Origin of the sequence: Mesorhizobium sp. B2-8-9 (assembly GCF_006439475.1) — a bacterium.
Taxonomy (GTDB): domain Bacteria; phylum Pseudomonadota; class Alphaproteobacteria; order Rhizobiales; family Rhizobiaceae; genus Mesorhizobium.
In genome coordinates this window covers 426,437-448,551 of sequence record NZ_VFTQ01000001.1, presented here as the reverse complement: position 1 = coordinate 448,551, position 22,115 = coordinate 426,437, and the positions used below count along the sequence as shown (strand labels likewise).

Sequence of the window (22,115 nt, the reverse complement as noted above, 5' to 3'; positions counted from 1 at the left end):
CTGGCACAATCCAGCGATAGCCGCGCCGTAAAGTGGATAGCACGCCTTGGTCCAGTCGGTTCTGTTCTTCGTACTCGGTTTCCTTTGCGCCGTTTTTCTGGCGTCGCTGGTCGCGCCGGCGGTCTGGCGGCGGGCCGTTGTCCTGACGCGCAGGCGCCTTGAGGCTTCGCTGCCGCTGACGCCGGCCGAAATTCAGGCGGACAAGGACCGGGTGCGGGCGGAATATGCCATGACGACGCGCCGGCTGGAGATAACCGTCAAGAACCTTCAGGAAAAGGTCGCTGAGCAGCTGGTGGAGATCGGCCGCGCGAACGAGGCTTTGAAGGGGCTCGCGGTTGAAAGAAAGGACAAGAATCAGGCGCTTTCCGACCTGCAGGCCAAGAATGCGGAGCTCAGGCAGCGCGAGGAAGAGTTGCACCGCCTGGCGGAGAAGCACGCGCAGACGGAGCGGGCGCTGGAGAAGCGCGCGCTGGAGTTGCAGAAGCTCGAGCAGATGTATGACGACGCCAGCTTCTCGTCCTCGAATCGGCAGATCGAGCTGGTTGCCCGCGAATCGGAGCTGGAAAAGCTGGCCAGTGACATCGCGTTGCTCAAAGGCCAGCGCAGGGAGGCGGACCGACGCAATCAGGAGGTCGCGTCCGAGAGCAAGGCCGCGCGCGAAGCGCTGAAGGCGGAGAAGAAGAAAACGGCCGAGCTCGACAAGAAGGTCGAGCGGCTGCTCGCGACGCTTGCCGACCGCGAGGAAAAGCTCGACCGCCGCGAGAAGGATCTCGCCCGAATGCGCGAACGTTCGAAGGAGAGCGCTGCAAACGGCGTTGCGCGGCTGGCTGCCGGAACGGACACGAAAGGCGACGATGTCGATAAGGCAATCGCCAGGCTCGAGGGCGATCGGGAACGGCTGGAGGCGAGGCTGACGGCGCTGGCGCGCGAGAACAAGCGGCTGAAGACCGATCTTGCCGCCGCCACGGGGACGGCAATGCCCGAATCAGCGGGCGACGCACGCTCCGGCGCCGGCCTCCGCGAACAAATGAACGAGCTGGCAGCCGAGGTGGTCAATCTGACGATGAAGCTCGACGGGCCGGATTCGCCTATCGCCAAGGCGCTGGCGGGCGAGGGGCAGCAGAACGGGCGCGGCGTCAGCCTTGCCGATCGTGTCAGGGCGTTGCAGAAGGCCGGCCCGTCCAACTGAGGTGTGTTGGTATTCAGGTGAGGCCGGCCTGCAAATGCCGGCTTCCTGCGCTTCCGGTGCTCACGTACTTTAAGTACGCTCCGCTCCGGTTCTCGGAAGCCACCATTTTCGACTCGGCCTGACCTGAATCTCAATACACCTCAAAGCGTTGCAGCTGTTCGGGCTCTCAGGTCGGGACCGCTAGCGGTTTGAAAAGTGATGCAGGGCGATGGCCGACGCGGCGGCGACGTTCAGGCTGTCGAAACCTTCCGCCATGGCGATCTTCACCGTATGCAACCGGGCAAGCAGATCCCGCGGCAGGCCTTCGCCTTCGGTGCCGAGGTAAAGCGCCAGGCGCGCCGATCGCTCCGCGGCGCGGATGTCGACGTTTCCGCGTGGCGATAGTGCGAACTGGGCGAAGCCAAGCCGATCGAGGGTCGCGGTGAACGTTCCGGTGTCGCCGAATGACGCGAAGGGAACCTTCAGCGCCGCACCGACGGAAACACGGATTGCCTTGCGGTAGAGCGGATCGCAGCACGTCTGGTCGAGCAGCACCGCGTCCGCGCCGAAGGCCGCCGCATTGCGGAAGATCGCGCCCATATTATCGTGATTGGATATGCCGACCAGGACGACGGCCAAGGCACGCCGGGGCAAGGTTTCCACCAGAATCTCGGCGGGCGTCGGATCGCCGCGCAAGCCGATCGCCAGGATGCCGCGGTGCATGTGGAAGCCGGCGATCCGGTCCATGACCTCGCCGGCGGCGACATGGACCGGAAAACCCGCGGGCGCCTTGCGCAAGATCTCCTGCACGCCAGCCAGCCTGTTTTCGAGGATGAGGGCAGACTCGGCGGCGAAGCGTCCGCTCGACAGAAGAAGGTCCAGCACGACCTTGCCTTCGGCGACGAAGCGGCCATGCCGGCCGACGAGGTCGCGCTCGCGGATGTCGAGATAGGCGGCGACGCGCGGGTCCCGAGGATCGTCGATGGAGATGAGGTTCATGCAAATCTCGTCGGCAAAAATTGCCAGCGAGGTAAGGGGCTTTGGATGGCGCGGGTCAAGCCCCGGCGCGGCGCAACCGATAGGCCATCTGTGAAAGGTCGCCGTCGCCGAAAATGCCTTCCAGCATGCGCAGCAATTCGCGCACCGCCTCGGATTTGCAGGAATAGTAAATCATCTGGCGGTCGCGCCGGGTCTCGACGAGATCGAGCGCCCTCAGCTTGGCGAGATGCTGCGACAGCGCGGACTGGCTGAGTTGCACCTTCTCGGCGATGGCGCCGACCGACATTTCATCGTCGATCAGGTGAGCCATGATCAGCAAGCGCTTTTCGTTGCCCATGAGCGTGAGAAAGGCGGCCGCCGATTCCGCATTGGCGATTAGCTTATTTGAGATCATAGATCCCCCAAGGGTCCTGGCTCATCCAGACGCCAGGGGGCAATGGCGCCTGATTCCACGATGTTCAGATGTCGCTAGGCGCTGCTGAATCAGCGCCACTACAAAGGTAGATCATTTCATCTAAATCTCAAGCGTTGCTTTTGCCGGCGCGCGATCAACTATCGCTCTTGCTCGGCCGCGCGTCCCGCCCTGGCCATCTCGACGAGCACCGAACGCAATTCGCGCGCGCTTTGCAAAGGCCGGGGAAAGAAAATCCTGCAGGCCGCATCGGCGGCCGCGAGATCCATGCCATCGGGGTCGAAACCGGTGACGATCCAGCCGTCGCCTTCGGCGCGGCCGAAATGACGGGCGTAAAGAGCAAGCGCGTCGCGATGGTCGGTATTCATGTGATCGAGTGCGGCCTGCTCGCTGCCGGCGAACTCCTCGATAAGGGGGGGATCGGTGATGAAATCATCACGGTCGAGAAGAAAGGCCTTGCCGAAGCCGCCATTCAGGCTGGCGCGCTCGGGATCGAGCCGGAAGAACGAGAAGTCGCCGAGCCCGGCATAGAGCTTCGCCTTCGGATTGCGGTTGAGATAGCGGCGTTCGGCTCGGATCTGATCGGCAGATCCCTGCTCCAGCCGCAGGGCCCGGCATGCCAGGCTGATGCGCGGATGCGCCAGCGGATCGCCCTTGCCGGGTTCGCCAAGCAACAGCGAACAGCGCGGATCCGCGAGCAACGCACCGGTGTGTGCGGACAGCATCGAGATCAGGATCAGCGGCGCGCCGTCGATGTCGGTGGCGACGCCAACCCTGCTTGCCAGCGGCGCGCCGGTGCCGGGCTCGATCACCGCGAGCGCGCCGAAACGTGCTGCGCGGATCAGGGTTTTCGCGAGCCTGATCGCCTCGGCGTCGGTCTCGCGAATGACGTCCTTTTTCGGTTCGGTCACAGGTTCACCCGAGATAAGTTGATTTCTGTTCTCCGGTTATCGGCCGAGTACACCCGCCTTTGCAAGGGCTGCGATCTCGTCTTCTTTCAACCCAAAACGGCTCAATATGTCCGCTGGGCCGCGATCGGCGACGTCCGGCGCCGCGGCGAGCGTCTGCGGGTTTTGCGAGAAACGCGGCGCCGGCGCCGGGCGGTCGAACTCGCCGGACTTCACAAAGCTTTTCCTGGCGCGGCTGTGCGGATGGTTCCTGGCTTCGACCAGGGACAGCACGGGCGCCACGCAAGCGTCGGTCGCGGCGAAAAGCGTGGCCCATTCGTCGCGCGTCTTCTGCTTGATCCGGCCGGCGATGGCGGCGCGCATCGCGGGCCACGACGACTTGTCGAACTGGCTGCCGACAAAATGCTCGTCGAGCGGCAGCAGCCTGGCGAATTCGGCAAAGAAGCGCGGTTCGAGACAGCCAATGGCAATGTGCCTTGCGTCAGCCGTCTCATATGTATCGTAGAACGGCGCACCGGAATCGAGCAGGTTCTCGCCGCGCCTGTCGCTCCAGAGACCCGCCGCCATGTAGGCGTGGATGGGTGTGGCGAGCATCGAGGCTCCCTCGATCATCGAGGCATCGACCACCTGGCCCGTTCCGCTGCGCGAACGCCGGAAGAGAGCGGCGAGCACGCCGGCGATCAGCATCATGGCGCCGCCGCCTTGATCTGCGACGAGGTTGAGCGGTGGCACCGGCGGCGCGTCGTGCCTGCCGATTGCATGCAAGAGGCCCGCATAGGCGAGATAGGTGATGTCGTGTCCTGCTCGCCCGGACAGCGGCCCGTCCTGTCCGAATCCGGTCAAGCGGCCATAGATCAGCGCCGGATTGCGCTGCAGAACGGCATCCGGCCCGAGGCCGAGCCGTTCCATCACGCCGGGGCGAAAGCCTTCGACAAGCACGTCGGCCCCTGCCGCAAGGCGCAGCAGCAGGGCGGCGCCCGCCTGGCTCTTCAGGTCGAGCTTGAGGATGGAACGGCCGTGGCGGTCGAGATTGTATTGTTCGGGCAGGCTCAGAAGCGGCTGGCCGGCATCGGCGCGTTCGATGCGCAGCACCTCGGCGCCCATTTCGGACAGCATTAGGGCGGCAAGCGGCACCGGGCCAAGCCCGGCCATCTCGATCACTTTCAGGCCGGCGAGCGGCCCGGTCTTTCCGGTGGAAGCACCGGCGCCTGTCGGCGAGCCAGACATCCCCGCTTATTTCGGCGCCATGCGGATAGCGCCGTCGAGGCGGATGGTCTCGCCGTTCAACATCTGGTTCTCGACGATGTGGAGCGCAAGCGACGCATATTCGGACGGCTCGCCGAGCCGCGGCGGGAAAGGCACGGAAGCGCCGAGCGAATCCTGCACTTCCTGCGGCATGCCGGCCATCATCGGCGTCTTGAAGATGCCGGGCGCGATGGTGCAGACGCGAATGCCGGATCGCGCCAGATCGCGGGCCACAGGCAGCGTCATGCCGACGACGCCGCCCTTGGAGGCCGCATAGGCGGCCTGCCCGATCTGGCCGTCATAGGCGGCGACGGAGGCGGTGTTGACGATGACGCCGCGCTCGCCGCCGGCGAGCGGTTCGAGTTTCGCCGCCCGGTCGGCAACGAGGCGGATCATGTTGAAGGTGCCGATGAGGTTGATCTCGATCACCTTGCGATACTGGTCGAGCGGATGCGGTCCGTCCTTGCCGATCGTCTTCATGCCGATGGCAATGCCGGCGCAATTGACCAGGATGCGCGGCTGCCCCAGCTTTTCAGCCACTTCGGCGATCGCGGCCGTAGCGCGGTCGCCGCTGCCGACATCGCATTGGACGGCAACGCCGCCGATCTCGGCTGCAACTTTCGCCGCGCGCTCGATGCCCACGTCGAGGATGGCGACGCGGGCGCCCTTGGCCGCCAAGGCGCGCGCCGTTGCCTCGCCAAGGCCCGACCCGCCGCCGGTGACGATCGCGATCTGGCCGTTCGGGTTCATGCAGGCCTCCCAGGATTCCCGATTATGCTACGAAGCGCGCAAAGGAGGCGCAACCGCAATGGGCGGGTCGATTGAAGGCTGCACACTCGCGGTCGAACGCGACACGGCCGGGGCAAATTCCGCAACCTTTGCCGTGTTGGCGTGACAGACATCGCCGGCAAAGCGGGCGACCGCCCCCGGCTTGATCTCGTGATACAGCAGCCGGTCGAGATCGACCGGGCGCGGCATGGTGATCTGTCCGCGCGGGAAGCGCTTGAAGCCAAGCGGTCCATAATATGGTTCGTCACCAACCAGAATGACGGCAGGCGCACCGGCCTTCCTGGCCGCCTCCAGCGCGATCGCGACCAGCTTGCGGCCGATGCCGAGATTCTTGTAGGCGGGGCGCACCGCAAGCGGGCCGAGCATCATGGCGCGTCCGGCGCCCGCTGCCACGCGCGTCATGCGCACCGAAGCGATGACCGTGCCGTCCTTGACGGCGACGAAGGACATCGAGCGGTCATGTCCTCCTGACTCGCGGATCTTGTAGGCGGCAAGCACGAAACGACCCGGACCGAAGGCCTCGTCGTTGATGGCTTCGATTTCAGGGTCATGCGCCGGAGTCTCCGGCAGGTATTTCACGTCGGCAAGGCTCATGGTCTTTGCGTTCCGGTATCGAGGAAGGTCTGCTGCAAAGCGGCAGCGTTCGCCAGTCAACGCTTCTTAAGCGCGGGCGCCCTTTCGTCGTCGGTCGAACCGGATCGAGGCAAAGTCGAACATGGGCGCCTCCGCTAGCATCAATTTTGGGCCGCTGCAATCGGTGCTTTCAGGCTTTCTTTGCGTCCATGACGAACTTATCCGTCCCCGGAGCGGTTGGTCATTTGACGAACTGGTTCGTCGTTTGACGAACTGTTCATCCGCTGAGGGCTTCGCCAGCCCGGTCATCAACCTAGATAATATCGAGCCGCAGGGAGATTTTTCGCATGGGATTGCTGATTGAAGGCAGATGGCAGGATCGCGCGCCCAACACCGATAGCGGCGGCCGGTTCGTGCGAACGGAATCGCAATGGCGCGACTGGATCACGCGCGACGGCGTGCCGGCGCAAGGGCGCACGCGCGGCTTCAAGGCGGAACCTGGCCGTTATCACCTCTATGTGTCGCTCGCCTGCCCATGGGCGCATCGCACACTGATCTTTCGCGTCCTGAAGAAGCTGGAGGGCATCATCTCCGTCTCCGTGGTGCACCATTTCATGGGGGAGAACGGCTGGACCTTCAAAGCTGAGGACGGCGCCACGGGCGACACGCTCTACGGCCTCGATTTTCTGCACCAGGTCTATGCCAAGGCCGATCCGGCATATTCAGGCCGCGTCACGGTGCCGGTGCTGTGGGACAAAAGGCAAGAGACCATCGTCAACAATGAGTCCTCCGAGATCGTCCGCATGCTCAATTCCGCCTTCGACGAATGGGGCGACGCCGGTCTCGACTTCTATCCGGCGGCGCTACGCGCGGAGATCGACAGGATCAATGCGCTGGTCTATCCGGCAATCAACAACGGCGTCTATCGCGCCGGCTTCGCCACCACGCAGAAAGCCTATGAGGAAGCGTTCGGCGAATTGTTCTTAGCGCTTGATACGATCGAAGAGCGGCTTTCGCAGCAGCGCTTTCTGACCGGCGAACGCATCACCGAGGCCGACTGGCGGCTGTTCACGACGCTGGTTCGTTTCGATCCGGTCTATGTCGGCCACTTCAAATGCAACCTGCGCCGCATCGCCGACTATCCGAACCTGTCGAACTATTTGCGCGATCTCTATCAGGTGCCCGGCGTCGCGGGCACGGTCAGCCTGCATCACATCAAGGCGCATTATTACGGCAGCCACAGATCGATCAACCCGACGGGGATCATTCCGGCAGGGCCGGAGCTTGATTATGCCGCGCCGCATGACCGGAACAGGTTCAGGAAGGCGGCTTGATTACCAGTAAGCCGAGTTACGCTCGCCGCCAAAAATCTCCGCTATCCGCTGCAGCGTCGCCGGCGTCGTGCCCTCCGGCAGGCGGTCGAGCGGAAAGAAACCCGCTTCGGCGATCTCGTGGTCAGGCAGTTTCGGCGCCGTCTGGTAGAAGGCTTCGATCAGATAAAGGCCGACATGGTCGCGCTTGCTGGGGTGATGGTTGAAATGCATCGACTTCAGCACCGGCGGCGCAGTCAGAGCGATGTTGCCTTCCTCGGCCAGTTCGCGCGCCAGCGCTTCCTCAAGGGTCTCGCCCACCTCGACGCCGCCGCCCGGCAATTGCCAACCGGGAACATAGGTGTGGCGGATCAGGAAGACTGAGTTGGAGGCACGGTCATAGACCAGCCCGCGCACGCCAAGCGTCATCGGGCGGCGCAGCAGAAAGTAAAAATGGAACAGCCTTGCCCGCAACCCCGGCCAGCCGGTCTGGCGGAATGCCGCGTCAGGATCGGCCGGGCGGTTCATTCAACGACCCCCAAAGCAGATGTTCACTGTTTTTCGCGGGCTCCGGCCGCAAAACCATGGGACACTTTTGCGGAACCTGCTTGGGCGAAACAGCAAACGGTGAGTGGAAAGCCTCGTCGGCGTCGCTTAAGAAGGGGCCATGTTCAGGCTCGCGCATATTTCCGATGCTCATCTGGGACCGCTGCCCGATGTAACCTATCGCGACCTCGCCTCCAAGCGCGTGCTGGGCTATGTCAACTGGCAGCGCAATCGCCGCCGCCATATGCATGACGCGGTGATCGACACCATCGTCGCCGATATCAAGGCCGGCACGCCCGACCACCTCGCCGTCACTGGCGATCTCGTCAACCTGGCGCTCGATGGCGAGATCGAGATGGCCAAGCACTGGCTGGAGACGCTTGGATCGCCAAATGACGTTTCCGTGGTCCCCGGCAATCACGACGCCTATGTGCCGGGCGCCTTCGACAAGGTCTGCCGGTCGTGGGCTCCCTGGATGACGGGCGACGGCGTCAACAGTCCAGTCGACCGCAATTCCTTTCCGTATCTGCGCGTACGCGGCAATGTCGCTCTGATCGGCGTCACCACGGCGCGCGCCACCGCGCCCTTCATGGCCAACGGCTTCTTCATGGAAGGGCAGGCCGAGCGGCTCGCCAAGATCCTCGACGATGCCGCGGAGCAAGGGCTGTTCCGCGCCATCATGATCCACCACCCTCCGGTGCGCGGTGCCGTCCCGCAGCATAAGCGGCTGTTCGGCATCACTCGCTTTCACAAGGTCATTCGACGTCATGGCGCTGAACTCGTCCTGCACGGGCATTCGCATCTGCCGTCACTGTTCACCATCGGCGCACGGGGCGCCAAGGTGCCCGTGGTCGGGGTTGCCGCCGCGGGCCAGGCGCCCGGCGGCAAACACCCGCCGGCGCAATACAACATCTTCGAAATCGACGGTGAAAAGGGCGACTGGCGTCTTCGCCTGATCCGGCGCGGCCTGACGGGACCAGCCCTGCCGCCTGCCGACCTGCAGGCCATCGACCTCGATGTGCCCGCCGGCACGGCGCGCCAGCTCGTCAGAAGCTGATCTTCATCTGCATGATGCGGTCCCAAAACAACGCCAGCGAAACCGCCAGGCCGACAAGGGCGCCTGCGGCGATCAGGCCGAGGCCGGCGAAGAAGGTCGTCCAGCCATTGCGGCCGCTTTCGGATCGGATGGGCGGCTCCGCTTCCTGGACCACGGGGCGATGCAGGCCGCGAACGGCGCTCTCCACGCTCCCTTCCATCATGCGCTGCCGCTCGACGACACGCTCGGCCACGTAGCGCATCACCGCATCGGCAACGGCTTTCATCTCGGTCGATTCGGCCAGCACCACGCGGCCGACGCGCGTATCCCTGAGGAAGCGATAGGTGCGGCGGTCGCGTCCCATGGCGACATGGCTCACCGCATCGATCCATAGCCGCGGCTGCAGGCCGGACGAGACGGCGAAGTCGAAGCTGTCCATGTCGGCCGGGACATCGGCAAAGACCGGGGCAAGCTCGCTCGCCAGAAGATCGAGTCGCATGCGGTGCGCCTCGCGCATGTCGACGACCACGTCATCGCGGTCGGCAAAGGCGTTCTTGACGTCGCGTACGGCATCGGCGAGCTTTCGCGATGGTTCGATCGGGGTGATTTTGTCGCCTGCATCCGTCATGGCGGCTGCCTCACTGTTGGTTAACAGCGAGTTACCACAGTCGCCGGCAAAATGCACTGCCGACGACGAACCGCGCGACTGCCGCGGTCCGGCGAAAGCGGGTAAGGGACGTTTCGAGATCGGTCCGGGAGAGATCAACTCGCCGAAGCGTCCAGCGGTGGACGCAACCGTCTGCCTCGCCGCCGCACGTTGCGACGCACGATTTCGGCGATCAGGTCAGGAGCTTCCTCGACCAGCATGTGACCTGCGTCAAGGACATGATGCAGATGGAAATGCGACGGCAGCGCCTCGGCCTGCTCAACCCGCAGCAGCGGATCCTCCGCTCCCCAAACGACCATGACCGGCATGTCAAGCGTATCCAACTGCGCGCGGGGGATGATCCCTTGCCGGTCATCCCTCGACATCGCGGCCGCCATATCGATCAGGGTCTGCAACTGGCCCGGCCGTTTGCGCATCCGGCAGAGTGCATCCACCACGTGATCGGGCGGCACGCTTCGCGGACCCGACATGGCGGCAAGGCTGGCGCGGACCTGGTTGCTGCTGGCCGCGGCGGCGTAGCGGCGCAGCAAGTCGGCGTTGATTTCCGGGCCAAAACCGCCGGGCGCCAACAGCGTAAGCGAGGCCACCCTGTCGGGGTCGGCAAGCGCCATCGATGTCGCGACCGCGCCGCCCATTGAGTGACCGACGAGATGGACCTTGCCCAACCGGCGGGCGGCCAGATCGGCGAGGATGGCTCGCGCGGCTGGCTTGGCGCCGCCCAGGCCTTCGCTTTCCAGGGACTGTCCATGGCCCGGCAGATCATAGGCCAACACTCTCGCCCGCGCCGCCAGCGAGGCCGCGACGTCACGCCAGATCTCACCACATGCTCCGAAGCCGTGCAGAAGCACGATCGTCCTCGGACGGGCGCCGCTTTCGACCGCATAAGGGAATGGGCGCATGAAAAAATGGGGCGGTGAACAAGGCAGGAGCTTCAAATTGTGGCTGAATTGCTCCCGAACCGGATTGATGGCCAGTAAAATTTTCGCGACCGCAGCGCCCTGTCAGGCGCTCGATGCGCAAGAATGTCCTAATATATGCCGGATCACAGCGTCATACTTTGGTGCTCCGGCATTCGTGTGGCCCAGATGAGTATGGAGAGTTGGATTAGCTCGGGTTGCCGATCCCAGCGGCCCGCAAGGATTGAACCAGCCGATCGGTGAGATCCGGGGGGTATTTGCGATCGACGAATGTCGCGCGCGGGTCGGCGGCGAACTTCGGGAATTGCGCGGTGAGCTCGTTGGCAAGCTCGCCCGCCAGCTTGTCGCGTCCCGAAATCCTGGCGCCGATCAGGCGCGCGGCCAGGTAATGCGACTTTGATGCCGTCGTGCGCAGCGACTCGCTGGCGAGCGCGGCCTTTTTCATATCGCCCTGCATGAAGGCTCCGACGAAAAGGCCATAATCCCACCAGGTTGGATGGCCGCTGAAGGCTTCGACCGCGTGGTCCAGGATCGGCGTCCCCTCATCATATTTGCCGGCGAAGATCAGCCCGTAGCCATAGGCGGCGGCCATGCCGAGGTCGTACGGGTTGAGTTCGTAAGCCTTTCGCATCAATCGGATCGCTTCGTCCGTGTTGCCGAGACGCGAGTTGACGTAGCCAAAGGCGCGATGCGCGTGCGGGCTCATCGGCCCCATCTGGACGGCCCGGTGGGCAAGCGACATGGCCTTTTCGAGCGTCGCTTCCGGCGGATAGGCATAGTGCGCGGTGACGGCTTCCACATGAAGCGCGGCCAGCTCCGCGTAGACAAGCGACGATTTGGTGCCCTCGCCGACCAGCTTCTCCAGGCAGCGATACGCAATTTCGTGCGTCTGGGCGCTCATGTCGAGATAATAGCGGTCATCGAGCACCAGGCACCCGATCTGGCTGGTCCGGATGTCGCTCTGGTCGATGTAGCTGTAGATCGCGCCCGAAGCGGGAACGGTCGAGGTGAGAAGGCTGGCGACGTTGCCTTCAACCGCGCCAGGGGCGCTCTCGGCTGATGTCAGGTTGCGCGACAGGAGAACCCGCCCGGTCGCGACGCTCTGCAACTCCACCGTGACGTCGCCGGCAGCGGGCCCGGGAACAATTTCGAAAACGAAACTGATCGGATCGGCGGACCGATCACGCGTCGAATCCGCATCGCGCCCGATGAAATCGATAGTGTCGAAACCCGCAAGCCCGGCGCGCAGCGACGACGCGACGCGAGCCGCCTCCGCTCCATCGGCTTTGACGGCGATGTAGATCAGCGGCAGGGAGTCGAATCCGGACTGGGCGGTGCCGGCCAGGCGCGCCGTTTCGGCTGTCGCGGCAGTGTCGCCGCCGTTGAGGAAGGCATTGCCTTGACGCACGATGAGCACGCCGAGCATGACAATGACCAGAGCCATGGCAGCCCAGAAGAACCGCAATTGCCGCGTGAGCGACTGGGCGGGTGCTGCCGGCCCCATCAGCGCTGCAGGTTCGCCCGGGGCAGAGGTGTCGAGATGTTCGGTTGCGGCCGGAGCGGCTTCGGCCAAAGCGTCGGACCGCTGCGCGACGGTTTTGGAGGCGGACCTGGCGTCGCCGGGCAGGCGGATCGCATTCGGCTCGTAGGACGGGACATAACCGCCGCGCGGGATTGCGATGCGCACCGGCTCGGCGACACCTTCATTGGCGAAATACTGCTCCAGAAGTTCGCGCAGACGACCGGCCTGAACCCTGACCACGGCATCGGTGGAGGCGTCGAAATCGCCGTCCTTGCCGAAGACGTCCATGGCGATGGAAACGCCTTTCAGCCTGTCCGCCTCGCCGGCCTGCTCGCGTTCGACCAGATAGCGTAATAGCCTGCGGGCACGCTCGGATCGGCCGAACGTTTCGCTGGCAAGCAGTCGCTCCAATGTCTCGCGCACTGCGGGGGCGGCAGGCGGGGCATGCTCCAAGTGTCGAACCTTTCGAAGTCGGCACAGGTTAGGGAGCGATAATATAGCGCTCGCGCCGGCGCACAAGGATGCTTCTATTATGTGATCGCGTAAGCCACCGGAAATTCCTCCGGCGGTTAACGAATGGCAGATTCGCGTCCGCGTCTGCAGCGTGGTGCAAGCTGGAATGCGCCAGCTCCATCGCTGAATCAGATCATCCGGCTAGAGCGGTTCACCGTTTCACGAAACGGTGAACCGCTCAATTTTTTGTTTGACCGCAATTCCGGACGGAAGGCTACGGCGAAACCGCCGAGCCTAACCGCCTCACACTTTTCCTGGAATTTGCTCTAGCCGCCGATGATCCGGTTGGCGGCCGAAACTACGGCCTCCAGCGAGGCGGCGACAATGTTGGTGTTGATGCCGGCGCCGAACAGCTTGCCGCCCGGATACTCCATCTCGACATAGGAGATCGCCGAGGCGTTGGAGCCGCGCTGCAGGGAATGCTCGGAATAGTCGAGCACCGACATGTCGACGCCGACATGGCGCGAGAGCGCATCGACAAAGCCGTCGATCGGGCCGGTGCCCGAGCCGGTGATGGTCACTTCCTTGCCATTGTCGAGAATATCCGCTTCGACCATGCGCCGGCCCTTCACCTCGGTATCGGGATAGGTGCGATGGTCGAGGAACTTCAGCCGCGCGCCGGGCTGGTCGACATAGGTTTCGAGGAAGCGTTCGTGGATGCGCCTGGCCGGCACTTCCTTGCCTTCCGCATCGGTGATCGCCTGGATCGCCTGGCTGAACTCGATCTGCAGATTGCGCGGCAAGTTGAGGCCGTAATCTGCCTGCAGCACGTATGCGATGCCGCCTTTGCCGGACTGCGAGTTGATGCGGATGATCGCCTCGTAGGTGCGGCCGACATCGGCCGGATCAATCGGCAGATAGGGCACTTCCCAGATTGGGGTGTTGGCCTTCTTCAGAGCTTTCATGCCCTTGTTGATGGCGTCCTGGTGCGAGCCGGAGAAAGCCGTGTAGACCAGCTCGCCGACATAAGGGTGACGTTCCGGGATCTTCAGCTGGTTCGAATATTCGTAGACGTCCTTCATCCGGTTGATGTCGGAGCAGTCGAGCTCCGGATCGACGCCCTGGGTGAACATGTTGAGCGCCAGCGTGACGATATCGACATTGCCGGTGCGTTCGCCATTGCCGAACAGCGTGCCTTCGACGCGGTCCGCGCCAGCCATCAGGCCGAGCTCGGTGGTGGCGATGCCGGTGCCGCGGTCGTTGTGCGGATGCAGCGAGACGGTCAGGTTCTCTCTGGCGTCGAGGTTGCGGCACATCCATTCGATGCGGTCGGCATAGACGTTGGGCGTCGACATCTCGACCGTCGACGGCAGGTTGATGATCAGCTTGTTGTCGGCCGTCGGCTTCACGATCTCGGTGACGGCGTTGCAGATCTCCAGCGCGACTTCGAGCTCGGTGCCGGTGAAGCTCTCCGGTGAATACTCGAAGCGGTAGCCGCCGCCGGCCTTGGCGGCCATGTCGGTGATCATCTTGGCGGCGTCGGTGGCGATGCGCTTGATGCCGGCGACATCCTTCTCGAACACGACGCGGCGCTGCAGCTCGCTGGTCGAATTGTAGAAATGCACGATCGGGCGGTGCGCGCCCTTCAGCGCCTCGAAGGTCCGCGTGATCAGCTCGGGCCGGCACTGCACCAGCACCTGGAGTGAGACGTCGGCGGGGACGCCGCCTTCCTCGATGCACCAGCGGGCAAAGTCGAAATCGGTCTGCGAGGCCGAGGGGAAGCCGATCTCGATCTCCTTGAAGCCCATGTCGAGGAGCAGCGCGAACATGCGCGCCTTGCGCTCATGACCCATCGGGTCGATCAGCGCCTGGTTGCCGTCGCGCAGGTCGACCGAGCACCAGATCGGCGCCTTGTCGATGGTCCTGTTCGGCCAGGTACGGTCGGTCAGGCCGACGGTCGGGTAGGATTGGTATTTGCGTGCTGCATCCGGCATGTGGCCGGCCGCGCGCTTCCGGCTTTCAGCCTCGCCGGCGCGGATTTCTTCTCGTGCGTTCATCGTCGTTTCTCCCGGCGGCCCGCATGCCCGCTTCAGGCGGATGGGTGGCGAGCGTCGCCTCTACCAAAAATTCGTTCGCTTGATGTGACTTTGCCAAAGTCTGGCCAAGGAGCATGCGCCTTGAGCGGCGGTTTCGACCGCCGGGCGCTCCTTCAGCGAACCCGGCGATCGCCGATAAGGCCGAGAAGAAGCAGGGTCGAGGCGAGCGCGCGCGCGGTCTCGCCGGCAAAGCCGGTGCGAGAGGAGGCGACGGAGCGGACGCGCGTGGTCATGCCGGCTCTCTTACAGGAGCGGCCCGTCGGAGGCAAGCGGGACGCATGAATGAACGCCCTTGCCTAATATCGCCGCCGGTGCGGACAGTCTTCCCCGCGCCTCGCAAATGCGCCAGACTTGGTTTCGAAGGCTTGGCACCGAGCGAAGCTCCGGGGAGGGGTTCGTCCATGAATTTCGTGTTCTTCTCGCCGCATTTCCCGGCCAACGGCACCGATTTTTGCGACCGGCTGAAAAAGGCGGGCGCCACCGTGCTCGGCATCGGCGATGCGCCTTACGAAACCTTGAACGCCAAGCTCAAGGCGGCGCTTTCGGAATATTACCGCATCGCCGACATGGAAGATTACGACGCCGTTTTGCGGGCGATGGGGCACTTCATCCACAAATGGGGCCGCATCGATCGCTTCGAGTCGCTCAACGAGCATTGGCTCGAACTCGAAGCCAACATCCGCACCGATTTCAATATCTACGGCACCAAGCTCGATTTCGTGAAGAACTTGAAGCGGAAAAGCCGTATGCGCGCTTTCTTCCGCAAGAGCGGCGTGGAGACCATCCCGCAGCGCAAATGCTCCGACCGCGCCGGCGCCATGACCTTCATCCGCCGCGTCGGCTTTCCGGTGGTGGTCAAGCCGGATTCGGGCTCCGGCGCCTCGAACACCTTCAAGATCTCCAACGCCAAGGAGCTCGACCGGTTCTTCAAGGACAAGCCGGAGGGTGTCACCTTCGTCATGGAGCAGTTCATAGAAGGGCTGGTGGTGACCTTCGACGGGCTAGTCAACCGCGATGGCGAGGTGGTGCTGGCGGCCAGCCACCGTTACGACCAGAGCATCATGGAGGCGGTCAACCGCGACCGCCACATGAGCTACACCTGCTTTCCCGAGATCAGCCCGGAAGTCGAGGAGGCGGGCCGCAAGATCCTCAAGGCGTTCGACGTACGCGAGCGCTTCTTCCATATCGAGCTGTTCGAAACCAGCGACAAGCGCGTCATCGCGCTCGAGGTCAACATGCGGCCGCCCGGCGCCTGGATGACCGACGCCATCAACTACACATTCGACATCGACGTCTATGCCGCCTGGGCCGACATGGTGGTCAAGGATGCCGCCGGCGGCCCTTACAAGGGCAAGTATTTCACCGCCTATGCCAGCCGCAAACGCCACATCGACTATTTGCACAGCCATGGGGACGTGCTAGCCGCCCACGGCGACAAGATCGTCCACCATCAGGCCATCGAAGAGGTCTTCAGCCGCGCCATGGGCAATTACGCCTACCAGATGCGTTCGAAGGATCCGAAGGCGCTGCGCCAGGCGGTCGACTACATCCACGCAGAAAAGGCCTGAGCCGATGGACGTCTCCTATCACAAGGGCCATGCCCGCAATCTCGGCCGGGACATGGAATACAAGCGCTACGGCCATGCCGGGCGGCCGGTGGTGGTGTTCCCGACCTCGCAAGGGCGGTTCTACCAGCTCGAGGATTCGGGCGGGGTCGGCGCGCTTGCCGACTTCATCGACACCGGCCGCATCCAGCTCTTCACGCTCGACGGCGTAGATTCGGAATCCTTCTTCGACAAGCATGCCGACCCGGCGCAACGCATCGCCCGCCACGAAGCCTATTTCCGCTACGTGCGCGAAGAAGCGCTGCCGGAATTGCAGGCGGTTGCCGCCAAGTCCAACGGTGGCCGCGTTTTGAAGCCGCTGTTTTGCGGCTGCTCGATGGGCGGCTACCACTCATCCAATTTCGTGTTCCGCTTCCCGGAGCTGGCGAGCGGGGTGATCTCGCTGTCCGGCGTCTATTCGGCCCGCGATTTCTTCGGCCGGGTGCTTGAAGGCAACATCTATTTCAATTCGCCGCTCGACTATCTGCCCGGCATCGTCGACCAGAAGCTGCTCGGGCGGCTCAGGGCGCTCAGGCTGATCTTCTGCTGCGGCCAAGGCGCCTGGGAAGAGCGCATGCTGGTCGAAACGCGCGAGCTGGAACAGGTGCTGCGCGACAAATCGATCCCGGCCTGGGTCGACTATTGGGGTGGCGACGTCAGCCATGACTGGCCGTGGTGGCATAAGCAGCTCGTCTATTTCTTCGGCCGTTGGCTGGATGACGACCTCATGCACAGGTTGGACTGAGGTGCGTTGATATTCAGGTGAGGCCGGCCTGCAAATGGCGGTTTCCTGCGCTTCCGGTGCTCACGTACATGAAGTACGCTCCGCTCCGGTTCTCGGAAGCCACCATTTTCGTCTCGGCCTGACCTGAATCTCAACACACCTCAAAATGTACAGACCAATGACCACACCCGATCCGATCCGTCGCTTTGTCGAAGCAACCAACGCAGCCGATACCGAAGCCTTTCTGGCCACATTCACAGACGATGCTTTCCTCAGCGACTGGGGTCGCGATTTCCGTGGCCGCGATAGCGTCGCGCGGTGGAACCAGTCGGACAATATCGGCGTGCAGTCCAACCTTCGCATCGTTCGCATCGCGGAGCGCGACGGCGTCTACCATGCCCGCGTCGCCGTGACCGGCAACGGCTTCAACGGCGAGGGCGACATGGCCTTCACGCTCAACGGCGACCGGATCGCGAGCCTGGTCATCAGCTGAAGAACGGATGCGTCGCGACCTTCGTGCGGCATCGTCCAAAAATATGACCATTGTAATCATGTTTTTGTGGCAATGCCGCCGGCGCTGTGGCATGCCGGCGCTTGGCGATATCGGGCTTCGGCCGATCTCGTCGATATCGGAAGGCCCGGCGATGAAGCTCTTGAGCGCGCAAACCCGTATCCAAAACGACAACATCCGCGCGGTGATGGACAGGCTGCGCGCCGAGCACGGCGATTATGAAAGCGACACCGGCGTTGCCGGCCAATGGGAATTCCGTATGCATTACGGCACGTTGAATGCCTCATTCGACGACCGCGGCGTGCTGGTCCGTGTCGCGGCGGAGGACGAGACCTGCCTCTCCTACATGAAGATGATCTTCGCCGGCCACATCGCCGCGCATCTCAGCACCACCGAAGGCCTGCGCTGGCAAGGAGACGGCAAGGATGCCGGCACGCCGATATTCTTCCGCGAGATATCGGTCCTGTCCTCGAGGCGGTTGTCGCCGCATATGCAACGCGTGCGCTTCTGCGGCCGCGACCTCGGACGCTTCGCCCATGGCGGATTTCATGTTCGGCTTCTGCTGCCGCCGGCCGGACGGCAGGCGGTTTGGCCGACCATGGGCGCGGACGGCCTGATCGTCTGGCCGTCGGGCGAGGATGCGCTCACCATCCGCGTCTACACGATCCGCGCGCTGGACGTGGCCGAGGGTTGGCTCGACATCGATTTCGTGCTGCATCCCGGCGCCGAGACGCCGGCTGCGAGTTTCGCGCAGAATGCGAGAGCCGGGGACATCATCGGCATGATCGGCCCCGGCGGCGGCGATGTGCCCGAGGCATCAAACCTGCTTCTTCTGGGCGACGATACCGCGCTTCCGGCGATCGGCCGGATGCTGGAAGAGCTTGCGCCGTCCGTCCGTGCCGAGGCCTTCATCGAGGTTGACGGTCCGCAAGACCGGGTGATGCTGGCGGCGGGCGAGAACATCGCTGTCCATTGGCTTTATCGGCATGGCCGCGAAGCAGGCCGGGCCGGCCTGCTGCCGGAAGCGCTGCGCGAGCGCGGCCGCGGGGCCGACGATCTCTTTGTCTGGGCCGGATGCGAGTTCGCCGACTTCCGCGACATCCGCCGGACCGTGCGCAAGGAATGGGCCCTGTCGCGCAACCGGCATCTTGTCACCGCCTATTGGCGCCGCGGCGCGTCGGGCGGAGACGGTGCCGGCGAGGAATAGTTCAATCTTTCAGTTGCGATCGCTGACCATGGCGATGGCCGGCACCGCCAGCAGCGCGACGACGCCCGCGCCGCCGAACAGTGCGCCATAGCCCAGATGCTGCGCCGCATAGCCGGCCAGGATGCCGCCCGCCATGCTGACCAAGGCATCCATGCACTGGAAAAGCGTGAAATCGACCCCTGCCTGCTTCGGATCCGACCAGCGCATGAACTGCGCATAGAGCGCCACGAAGCCGAGCGCCATGATGCCCGAGGAACTCAGCGTCGCGACGGCCGCCAGCGGGCCTGCCGGGAAAACGCCGGAAAGCGCGAAGGCCGCGAGGATGAACAGCGATCCGGCCTGCAGCATAAGCGCGAGCACAAGCACGCTGCGCGTGCCCAGCCATCGGACAAGAGCGCCGCCGGCAAGGGCGGCCGCGCCGCCGAGAACCATGCTGCCGACACCGTTGACCAGGCCGATCGTGGAAAGGCTGAGTCCGGCATCGACCAGAAACGGGCCGAGCATGGTCAGCGCCGCCTTCTGCGCCAGAACGTAGATCGCCGACGCCGCCAGACCGCGGCGTATCTGCGGGCGCCGCAGCGCCGTGCCGAGCGCGGGCACGTGTTCGCGTACTTCCTCGCGCGATCGGCCGGCGATGCCGAGCAGGAAAGGCAGTCCGAGCAGCACCAGCAGCGAGGCCATCGCCGACACCGCCACGCGCCAGCCGTGGATTTCGACCAGATAGAGCAAGAGACCGGCGCCGATCGCCGAGCCGAGATAGGCGCCGCCGACCTGGGCGGCATTGCCCCAGCCGAGATTTTTGCCGGCAAGGTTCTGCACCGCAAAGCCATCGCAGGCGATGTCGACCGTCGAGGCGGCAAAGGCGACCACCGTCAGGCAGGCGACGACCGGCCAGAAGGTGGCGGGACCGAGCTGGGCGATGGCCAGCAGTCCGGTGATGGAGATGAGGCCGCCGATGAGGACGATCGCGCCGGTGCGGTTCCTGCCCGCTGGCGGAAGCCGGTAGCGCTCCACCGCCGGCGACCACAGGAACTTCAGCGCCCATGGCATGGCGATCAGGGTGAGCAGGCCGATGCGGTCGAGCGGCAGGCCCTGGTCGCGCATCACGGCCGGGAGACCCGTCCAGGTGATGCCGCCGATCACGCTCTGCGCCACATAGAGGCCGCCGATCGCAGCGACGATGGCCGCCGGCGACGAGGCGGCCCGGTTCGAGACGGAGACCGACATCAGAAGCGATAGCGCAGGCTGCCGAACAGCGAGCGGCCCTCGTCGCGGTAGCAATAGCCGGCCGAGCAAATTGCCTGCTGGTTGTCGAACAGGTTCTTGGCGTTGATCTGCAGCTTCACGCCTTCGAGCCTCGGGTTGCGATAGCCGAAATCATAGGACAGCGAGGCATCGACGAAGGCGCGCGCGTCGTTCTTGAAAGTATTGGTGTCGTCGCCGTAGCTCGCGCCGGCGAAACGCACGCCAGCGCCGAGCCCAAGCCCTTCAAGCGTGCCGTTCTCGAACTGGTAATGGCCCCAGAGCGACAGGATGTGGTTCGGCGTGGCCGACAGTTCCTTGCCGTCGGTGCCTTCGGCGCCGCGTTCGATCTTCACGCGCAGATAGGTGTAGGAGGCGATGACGCTGAAGCCATTATCGAGTGAGGCATTGGCTTCCAGCTCGACGCCGCGCGAGTTGAGGTCGAGCTGGCGCTGCTTGTTGATGCCGGTGGAGGCGTCGAAGACGACGCCGTCCTTCTGGTCGATGTCGAACAGCGCGGCGCTGACGGTCGCGTTGTGGTCGGGGATCTCGTATTTGACGCCGATCTCCGTCTGCGTGGCGATGGTCGGGCGGGCGACGCGGCTGACGGAACTCGAGACGTCGTCATAGACGAAGCCGATGTTGGGAGAGAACGAGGTCGAATAGTTGACGTAGGGGATGATGCCCCATTCGGTCCGATAGGACAGGCCGACGCGGCCGGAGAAGGCGCTGTCCTTCTGCTTCGACTGACTGAAATCCGCCGCGGTGGAGGTGGTGTCGACCCAGTCGTAGCGGCCGCTGGTGAACAGGGTGAAATCGTTCCACTCCATCTGGTCGTGCAGGTAGACGCCGAGCTGGTTCATCTCCTGCCCGCCGAAATGGGGGACGGGAGCGGCCTTGATATCCTCGACCGAGACATAGGAAAGCCCGCTGCCGGCGTCATAGTCCGACCAGGCATAGTCGATGCCGGCAATCACGGTGTGCCGCACCGGACCCGTGTCGAATTCGAGCTGCGCCATGTTGTCGACGACGAAGTTCTTCATCGTCTCGGTGTAGTGGCCCCAGTAGCGCTCAAGCGGCTGATCGGCGCCGATCGAGTAATGGCCGCTATATTCGATATCCGAGTCAACGGCGTTGTAGCGCAGGTTCTGGCGCACGGTCAGCCAGTCATTGAAGCGGTGCTCGAACTCGTAGCCGATGCGCCCCTGATCTTGGGTGAAATCATTCCAGGACGCATCGCCTTCATAGACGTTCGACAGCACGCCATAGGCGGAGTTGTAGAAGGCGGCGGTGCCACCGGTGACGGACTTCGAATATTCGCCGAGGATGGTGAGCTTGGTGTCCTCGTCCGGCTTGAAAGTGACAGCCGGCCCCAGATAGAGTTTATCGTCGGGATAGTCGGGCAGGCCGGTCCCGCTCAGACGGCCGAGGCTGGTGAAGCGATAGAGAATGCTGCCGTCGTCATTGACCGGCCCGGAAGCATCGAGCGCCGCCTGGAAGCGGTTGTGCTCGCCGGCCAGCAACTCGATCTCATGGAACGGCTCGTCCTTGGGGCGTTTGGTGACGACATTGACGATGCCGCCCGGACCGCTGACGCCGTAAAGCGAGGAGGCCGGTCCCTTCAGGATGGTGACGCCCTCGATGCCGTAAGGTTCTGTCTTGAACCAGGCGGAAGGGCCGTTGTACTGGCGCAGCCCGTCGCGGAACATGCCGTTGTAGAAGGCCTGGAAGCCTCGCAGGAAGAAGGCGTCGTAGCGCGTGTCGAAACCGAAGCTGTTTGGATTGGCGCTGGCCGTGTAGCCCAGCGCGTCGTTCAGTGTACGCGGCTTCTGGTCCTCGATCTGCTTCTGCGTGACGACCGAGACCGCCTGCGGGATCCTGGCGATCGGCGTGTCGGTCTTGGTGCCGATGCGGTCCTTCTTCGCGACGTAGCCGTCCTGCTTCAGGATCTCGTTGCTCTCGGCGGTCACCTCGATCCTGTCGAGAACGGTGGCGTCGCCGCCTTCCTGGGCAATTGTCGGCCAGGCATGGCCGAGGATGGCGCTGCCCGCCAGCAATGATAATCCCCGGCGCCACGTCCTCGACCGCTTCGTCATTAACTTGTCTCCAATCCTCATGTTTGGTTGCGCCTCCGCGCTCTCAAATATGAGTAAGAGAGTCAAGTATTTTTTTGATACCTCGCCGGA

General features: G+C 63.9%; 21 protein-coding genes. 8 read left to right on the top strand and 13 right to left on the bottom strand.

All coding sequences use genetic code 11. The annotated features are described in order from the left end of the window. The first annotated feature begins 46 nt into the window (after positions 1 to 46). Positions 47 to 1,189, top strand: a complete 1,143-nt coding sequence (locus FJ423_RS02295) for a hypothetical protein (protein WP_140838822.1) — start codon at positions 47 to 49, stop codon at positions 1,187 to 1,189. Positions 1,190 to 1,369: 180 nt separating this feature from the next. On the opposite strand, the gene FJ423_RS02290 is transcribed toward FJ423_RS02295, so the two are convergent. The 6 genes from FJ423_RS02290 to FJ423_RS02265 form a co-directional block, all read right to left on the bottom strand. Beyond that, a complete protein-coding gene (locus FJ423_RS02290; RefSeq protein WP_140838820.1) occupies positions 1,370 to 2,167 on the bottom strand; it encodes an RNA methyltransferase in 798 nt (265 codons plus the stop codon). Between the two features lie 55 nt (positions 2,168 to 2,222). Next, positions 2,223 to 2,561, bottom strand: coding sequence for a metalloregulator ArsR/SmtB family transcription factor (locus FJ423_RS02285; protein WP_095766438.1), 339 nt, complete (start codon positions 2,559 to 2,561; stop codon positions 2,223 to 2,225). A 158-nt stretch (positions 2,562 to 2,719) separates the two neighbouring features. Beyond that, the gene (locus FJ423_RS02280) at positions 2,720 to 3,490 is read right to left on the bottom strand and encodes a HugZ family protein (RefSeq protein WP_140838818.1); all 771 of its coding nucleotides are present in this window, start codon (positions 3,488 to 3,490) and stop codon (positions 2,720 to 2,722) included. A gap of 36 nt (positions 3,491 to 3,526) precedes the next feature. After that, on the bottom strand, positions 3,527 to 4,714 hold the full coding sequence (locus FJ423_RS02275) for a CaiB/BaiF CoA-transferase family protein (protein WP_140838816.1): 1,188 nt from the start codon (positions 4,712 to 4,714) through the stop codon (positions 3,527 to 3,529). A gap of 6 nt (positions 4,715 to 4,720) precedes the next feature. Further along, the gene (locus FJ423_RS02270) at positions 4,721 to 5,482 is read right to left on the bottom strand and encodes a 3-hydroxyacyl-CoA dehydrogenase (RefSeq protein ID WP_140838814.1); all 762 of its coding nucleotides are present in this window, start codon (positions 5,480 to 5,482) and stop codon (positions 4,721 to 4,723) included. A 27-nt stretch (positions 5,483 to 5,509) separates the two neighbouring features. Beyond that, the gene (locus tag FJ423_RS02265) at positions 5,510 to 6,115 is read right to left on the bottom strand and encodes an N-acetyltransferase (RefSeq protein WP_140838812.1); all 606 of its coding nucleotides are present in this window, start codon (positions 6,113 to 6,115) and stop codon (positions 5,510 to 5,512) included. Positions 6,116 to 6,236: 121 nt separating this feature from the next. On the opposite strand from FJ423_RS02265, the gene FJ423_RS33440 reads away from it, so the two are divergent. Continuing rightward, positions 6,237 to 6,458: a hypothetical protein gene (locus FJ423_RS33440; protein WP_181174696.1), complete on the top strand. Its 222-nt coding sequence runs from the start codon at positions 6,237 to 6,239 to the stop codon at positions 6,456 to 6,458. Then, on the top strand, positions 6,442 to 7,428 hold the full coding sequence (locus FJ423_RS02260) for a glutathione S-transferase family protein (RefSeq protein WP_140838810.1): 987 nt from the start codon (positions 6,442 to 6,444) through the stop codon (positions 7,426 to 7,428). The genes FJ423_RS33440 and FJ423_RS02260 overlap by 17 nt, the downstream gene beginning before the upstream one ends. Here the strand turns inward: FJ423_RS02260 and FJ423_RS02255 are convergent, their stop codons facing one another. Continuing rightward, positions 7,429 to 7,932 carry an NUDIX domain-containing protein gene (locus FJ423_RS02255; RefSeq protein ID WP_140838808.1) on the bottom strand — a complete coding sequence of 168 codons (504 nt, stop codon included), beginning with the start codon at positions 7,930 to 7,932 and terminating at the stop codon, positions 7,429 to 7,431. 139 nt (positions 7,933 to 8,071) lie between these two features. Between FJ423_RS02255 and FJ423_RS02250 the strand changes: the two genes are divergently transcribed. Next, on the top strand, positions 8,072 to 9,007 hold the full coding sequence (locus FJ423_RS02250) for a metallophosphoesterase (protein WP_140838806.1): 936 nt from the start codon (positions 8,072 to 8,074) through the stop codon (positions 9,005 to 9,007). On the opposite strand, the gene FJ423_RS02245 is transcribed toward FJ423_RS02250, so the two are convergent. From FJ423_RS02245 to leuA, 4 genes are all read right to left on the bottom strand, one after another. Beyond that, positions 8,997 to 9,614 (bottom strand): hypothetical protein, encoded by a 618-nt coding sequence (locus FJ423_RS02245; RefSeq protein WP_095766446.1) that lies wholly within the window; start codon positions 9,612 to 9,614, stop codon positions 8,997 to 8,999. The two genes, FJ423_RS02250 and FJ423_RS02245, sit on opposite strands and share 11 nt — an antisense overlap. A gap of 134 nt (positions 9,615 to 9,748) precedes the next feature. After that, positions 9,749 to 10,552 (bottom strand): alpha/beta fold hydrolase, encoded by an 804-nt coding sequence (locus FJ423_RS02240; RefSeq protein ID WP_140838858.1) that lies wholly within the window; start codon positions 10,550 to 10,552, stop codon positions 9,749 to 9,751. Between the two features lie 205 nt (positions 10,553 to 10,757). After that, positions 10,758 to 12,545 carry a hypothetical protein gene (locus FJ423_RS02235; protein WP_140838804.1) on the bottom strand — a complete coding sequence of 596 codons (1,788 nt, stop codon included), beginning with the start codon at positions 12,543 to 12,545 and terminating at the stop codon, positions 10,758 to 10,760. A 326-nt stretch (positions 12,546 to 12,871) separates the two neighbouring features. Continuing rightward, entirely contained in the window at positions 12,872 to 14,602 is a 1,731-nt protein-coding gene (gene leuA, locus FJ423_RS02230; RefSeq protein ID WP_140838802.1) for a 2-isopropylmalate synthase, read from the bottom strand. A 440-nt stretch (positions 14,603 to 15,042) separates the two neighbouring features. On the opposite strand from leuA, the gene FJ423_RS02220 reads away from it, so the two are divergent. The 4 genes from FJ423_RS02220 to FJ423_RS02205 all read left to right on the top strand — a co-directional run bounded on the left by FJ423_RS02220 (position 15,043) and on the right by FJ423_RS02205 (position 18,687). Next, entirely contained in the window at positions 15,043 to 16,209 is a 1,167-nt protein-coding gene (locus FJ423_RS02220; protein ID WP_140838800.1) for an ATP-grasp domain-containing protein, read from the top strand. 4 nt (positions 16,210 to 16,213) lie between these two features. Next, positions 16,214 to 16,990 (top strand): alpha/beta hydrolase-fold protein, encoded by a 777-nt coding sequence (locus tag FJ423_RS02215; RefSeq protein WP_140838798.1) that lies wholly within the window; start codon positions 16,214 to 16,216, stop codon positions 16,988 to 16,990. Between the two features lie 157 nt (positions 16,991 to 17,147). Beyond that, on the top strand, positions 17,148 to 17,462 hold the full coding sequence (locus FJ423_RS02210; protein ID WP_140838796.1) for a nuclear transport factor 2 family protein: 315 nt from the start codon (positions 17,148 to 17,150) through the stop codon (positions 17,460 to 17,462). 91 nt (positions 17,463 to 17,553) lie between these two features. Further along, on the top strand, positions 17,554 to 18,687 hold the full coding sequence (locus FJ423_RS02205) for a siderophore-interacting protein (protein ID WP_224626765.1): 1,134 nt from the start codon (positions 17,554 to 17,556) through the stop codon (positions 18,685 to 18,687). A 9-nt stretch (positions 18,688 to 18,696) separates the two neighbouring features. On the opposite strand, the gene FJ423_RS02200 is transcribed toward FJ423_RS02205, so the two are convergent. Next, entirely contained in the window at positions 18,697 to 19,914 is a 1,218-nt protein-coding gene (locus FJ423_RS02200; protein WP_140838794.1) for an MFS transporter, read from the bottom strand. After that, positions 19,914 to 22,025 carry a TonB-dependent siderophore receptor gene (locus FJ423_RS02195; RefSeq protein WP_246680060.1) on the bottom strand — a complete coding sequence of 704 codons (2,112 nt, stop codon included), beginning with the start codon at positions 22,023 to 22,025 and terminating at the stop codon, positions 19,914 to 19,916. Before FJ423_RS02195 ends, FJ423_RS02200 begins: the two co-directional genes overlap by 1 nt. Between the last annotated feature and the right edge of the window lie 90 nt (positions 22,026 to 22,115).

Bases quoted from the DNA above. Each gene is read 5' to 3' on its own strand.
- FJ423_RS02290 (WP_140838820.1), bottom strand. From the start codon at position 2,167: ATGAACCTCATCTCCATCGACGATCCTCGGGACCCGCGCGTCGCCGCC.
- FJ423_RS02285 (WP_095766438.1), bottom strand. From the start codon at position 2,561: ATGATCTCAAATAAGCTAATCGCCAATGCGGAATCGGCGGCCGCCTTT.
- FJ423_RS02275 (WP_140838816.1), bottom strand. From the start codon at position 4,714: ATGTCTGGCTCGCCGACAGGCGCCGGTGCTTCCACCGGAAAGACCGGG.
- FJ423_RS02270 (WP_140838814.1), bottom strand. From the start codon at position 5,482: ATGAACCCGAACGGCCAGATCGCGATCGTCACCGGCGGCGGGTCGGGC.
- FJ423_RS02265 (WP_140838812.1), bottom strand. From the start codon at position 6,115: ATGAGCCTTGCCGACGTGAAATACCTGCCGGAGACTCCGGCGCATGAC.
- FJ423_RS33440 (WP_181174696.1), top strand. From the start codon at position 6,237: ATGGGCGCCTCCGCTAGCATCAATTTTGGGCCGCTGCAATCGGTGCTT.
- FJ423_RS02260 (WP_140838810.1), top strand. From the start codon at position 6,442: ATGGGATTGCTGATTGAAGGCAGATGGCAGGATCGCGCGCCCAACACC.
- FJ423_RS02255 (WP_140838808.1), bottom strand. From the start codon at position 7,932: ATGAACCGCCCGGCCGATCCTGACGCGGCATTCCGCCAGACCGGCTGG.
- FJ423_RS02250 (WP_140838806.1), top strand. From the start codon at position 8,072: ATGTTCAGGCTCGCGCATATTTCCGATGCTCATCTGGGACCGCTGCCC.
- FJ423_RS02245 (WP_095766446.1), bottom strand. From the start codon at position 9,614: ATGACGGATGCAGGCGACAAAATCACCCCGATCGAACCATCGCGAAAG.
- FJ423_RS02240 (WP_140838858.1), bottom strand. From the start codon at position 10,552: ATGCGCCCATTCCCTTATGCGGTCGAAAGCGGCGCCCGTCCGAGGACG.
- leuA (WP_140838802.1), bottom strand. From the start codon at position 14,602: ATGAACGCACGAGAAGAAATCCGCGCCGGCGAGGCTGAAAGCCGGAAG.
- FJ423_RS02220 (WP_140838800.1), top strand. From the start codon at position 15,043: ATGAATTTCGTGTTCTTCTCGCCGCATTTCCCGGCCAACGGCACCGAT.
- FJ423_RS02215 (WP_140838798.1), top strand. From the start codon at position 16,214: ATGGACGTCTCCTATCACAAGGGCCATGCCCGCAATCTCGGCCGGGAC.
- FJ423_RS02210 (WP_140838796.1), top strand. From the start codon at position 17,148: ATGACCACACCCGATCCGATCCGTCGCTTTGTCGAAGCAACCAACGCA.
- FJ423_RS02205 (WP_224626765.1), top strand. From the start codon at position 17,554: ATGCCGGCGCTTGGCGATATCGGGCTTCGGCCGATCTCGTCGATATCG.
- FJ423_RS02200 (WP_140838794.1), bottom strand. From the start codon at position 19,914: ATGTCGGTCTCCGTCTCGAACCGGGCCGCCTCGTCGCCGGCGGCCATC.
- FJ423_RS02195 (WP_246680060.1), bottom strand. From the start codon at position 22,025: ATGACGAAGCGGTCGAGGACGTGGCGCCGGGGATTATCATTGCTGGCG.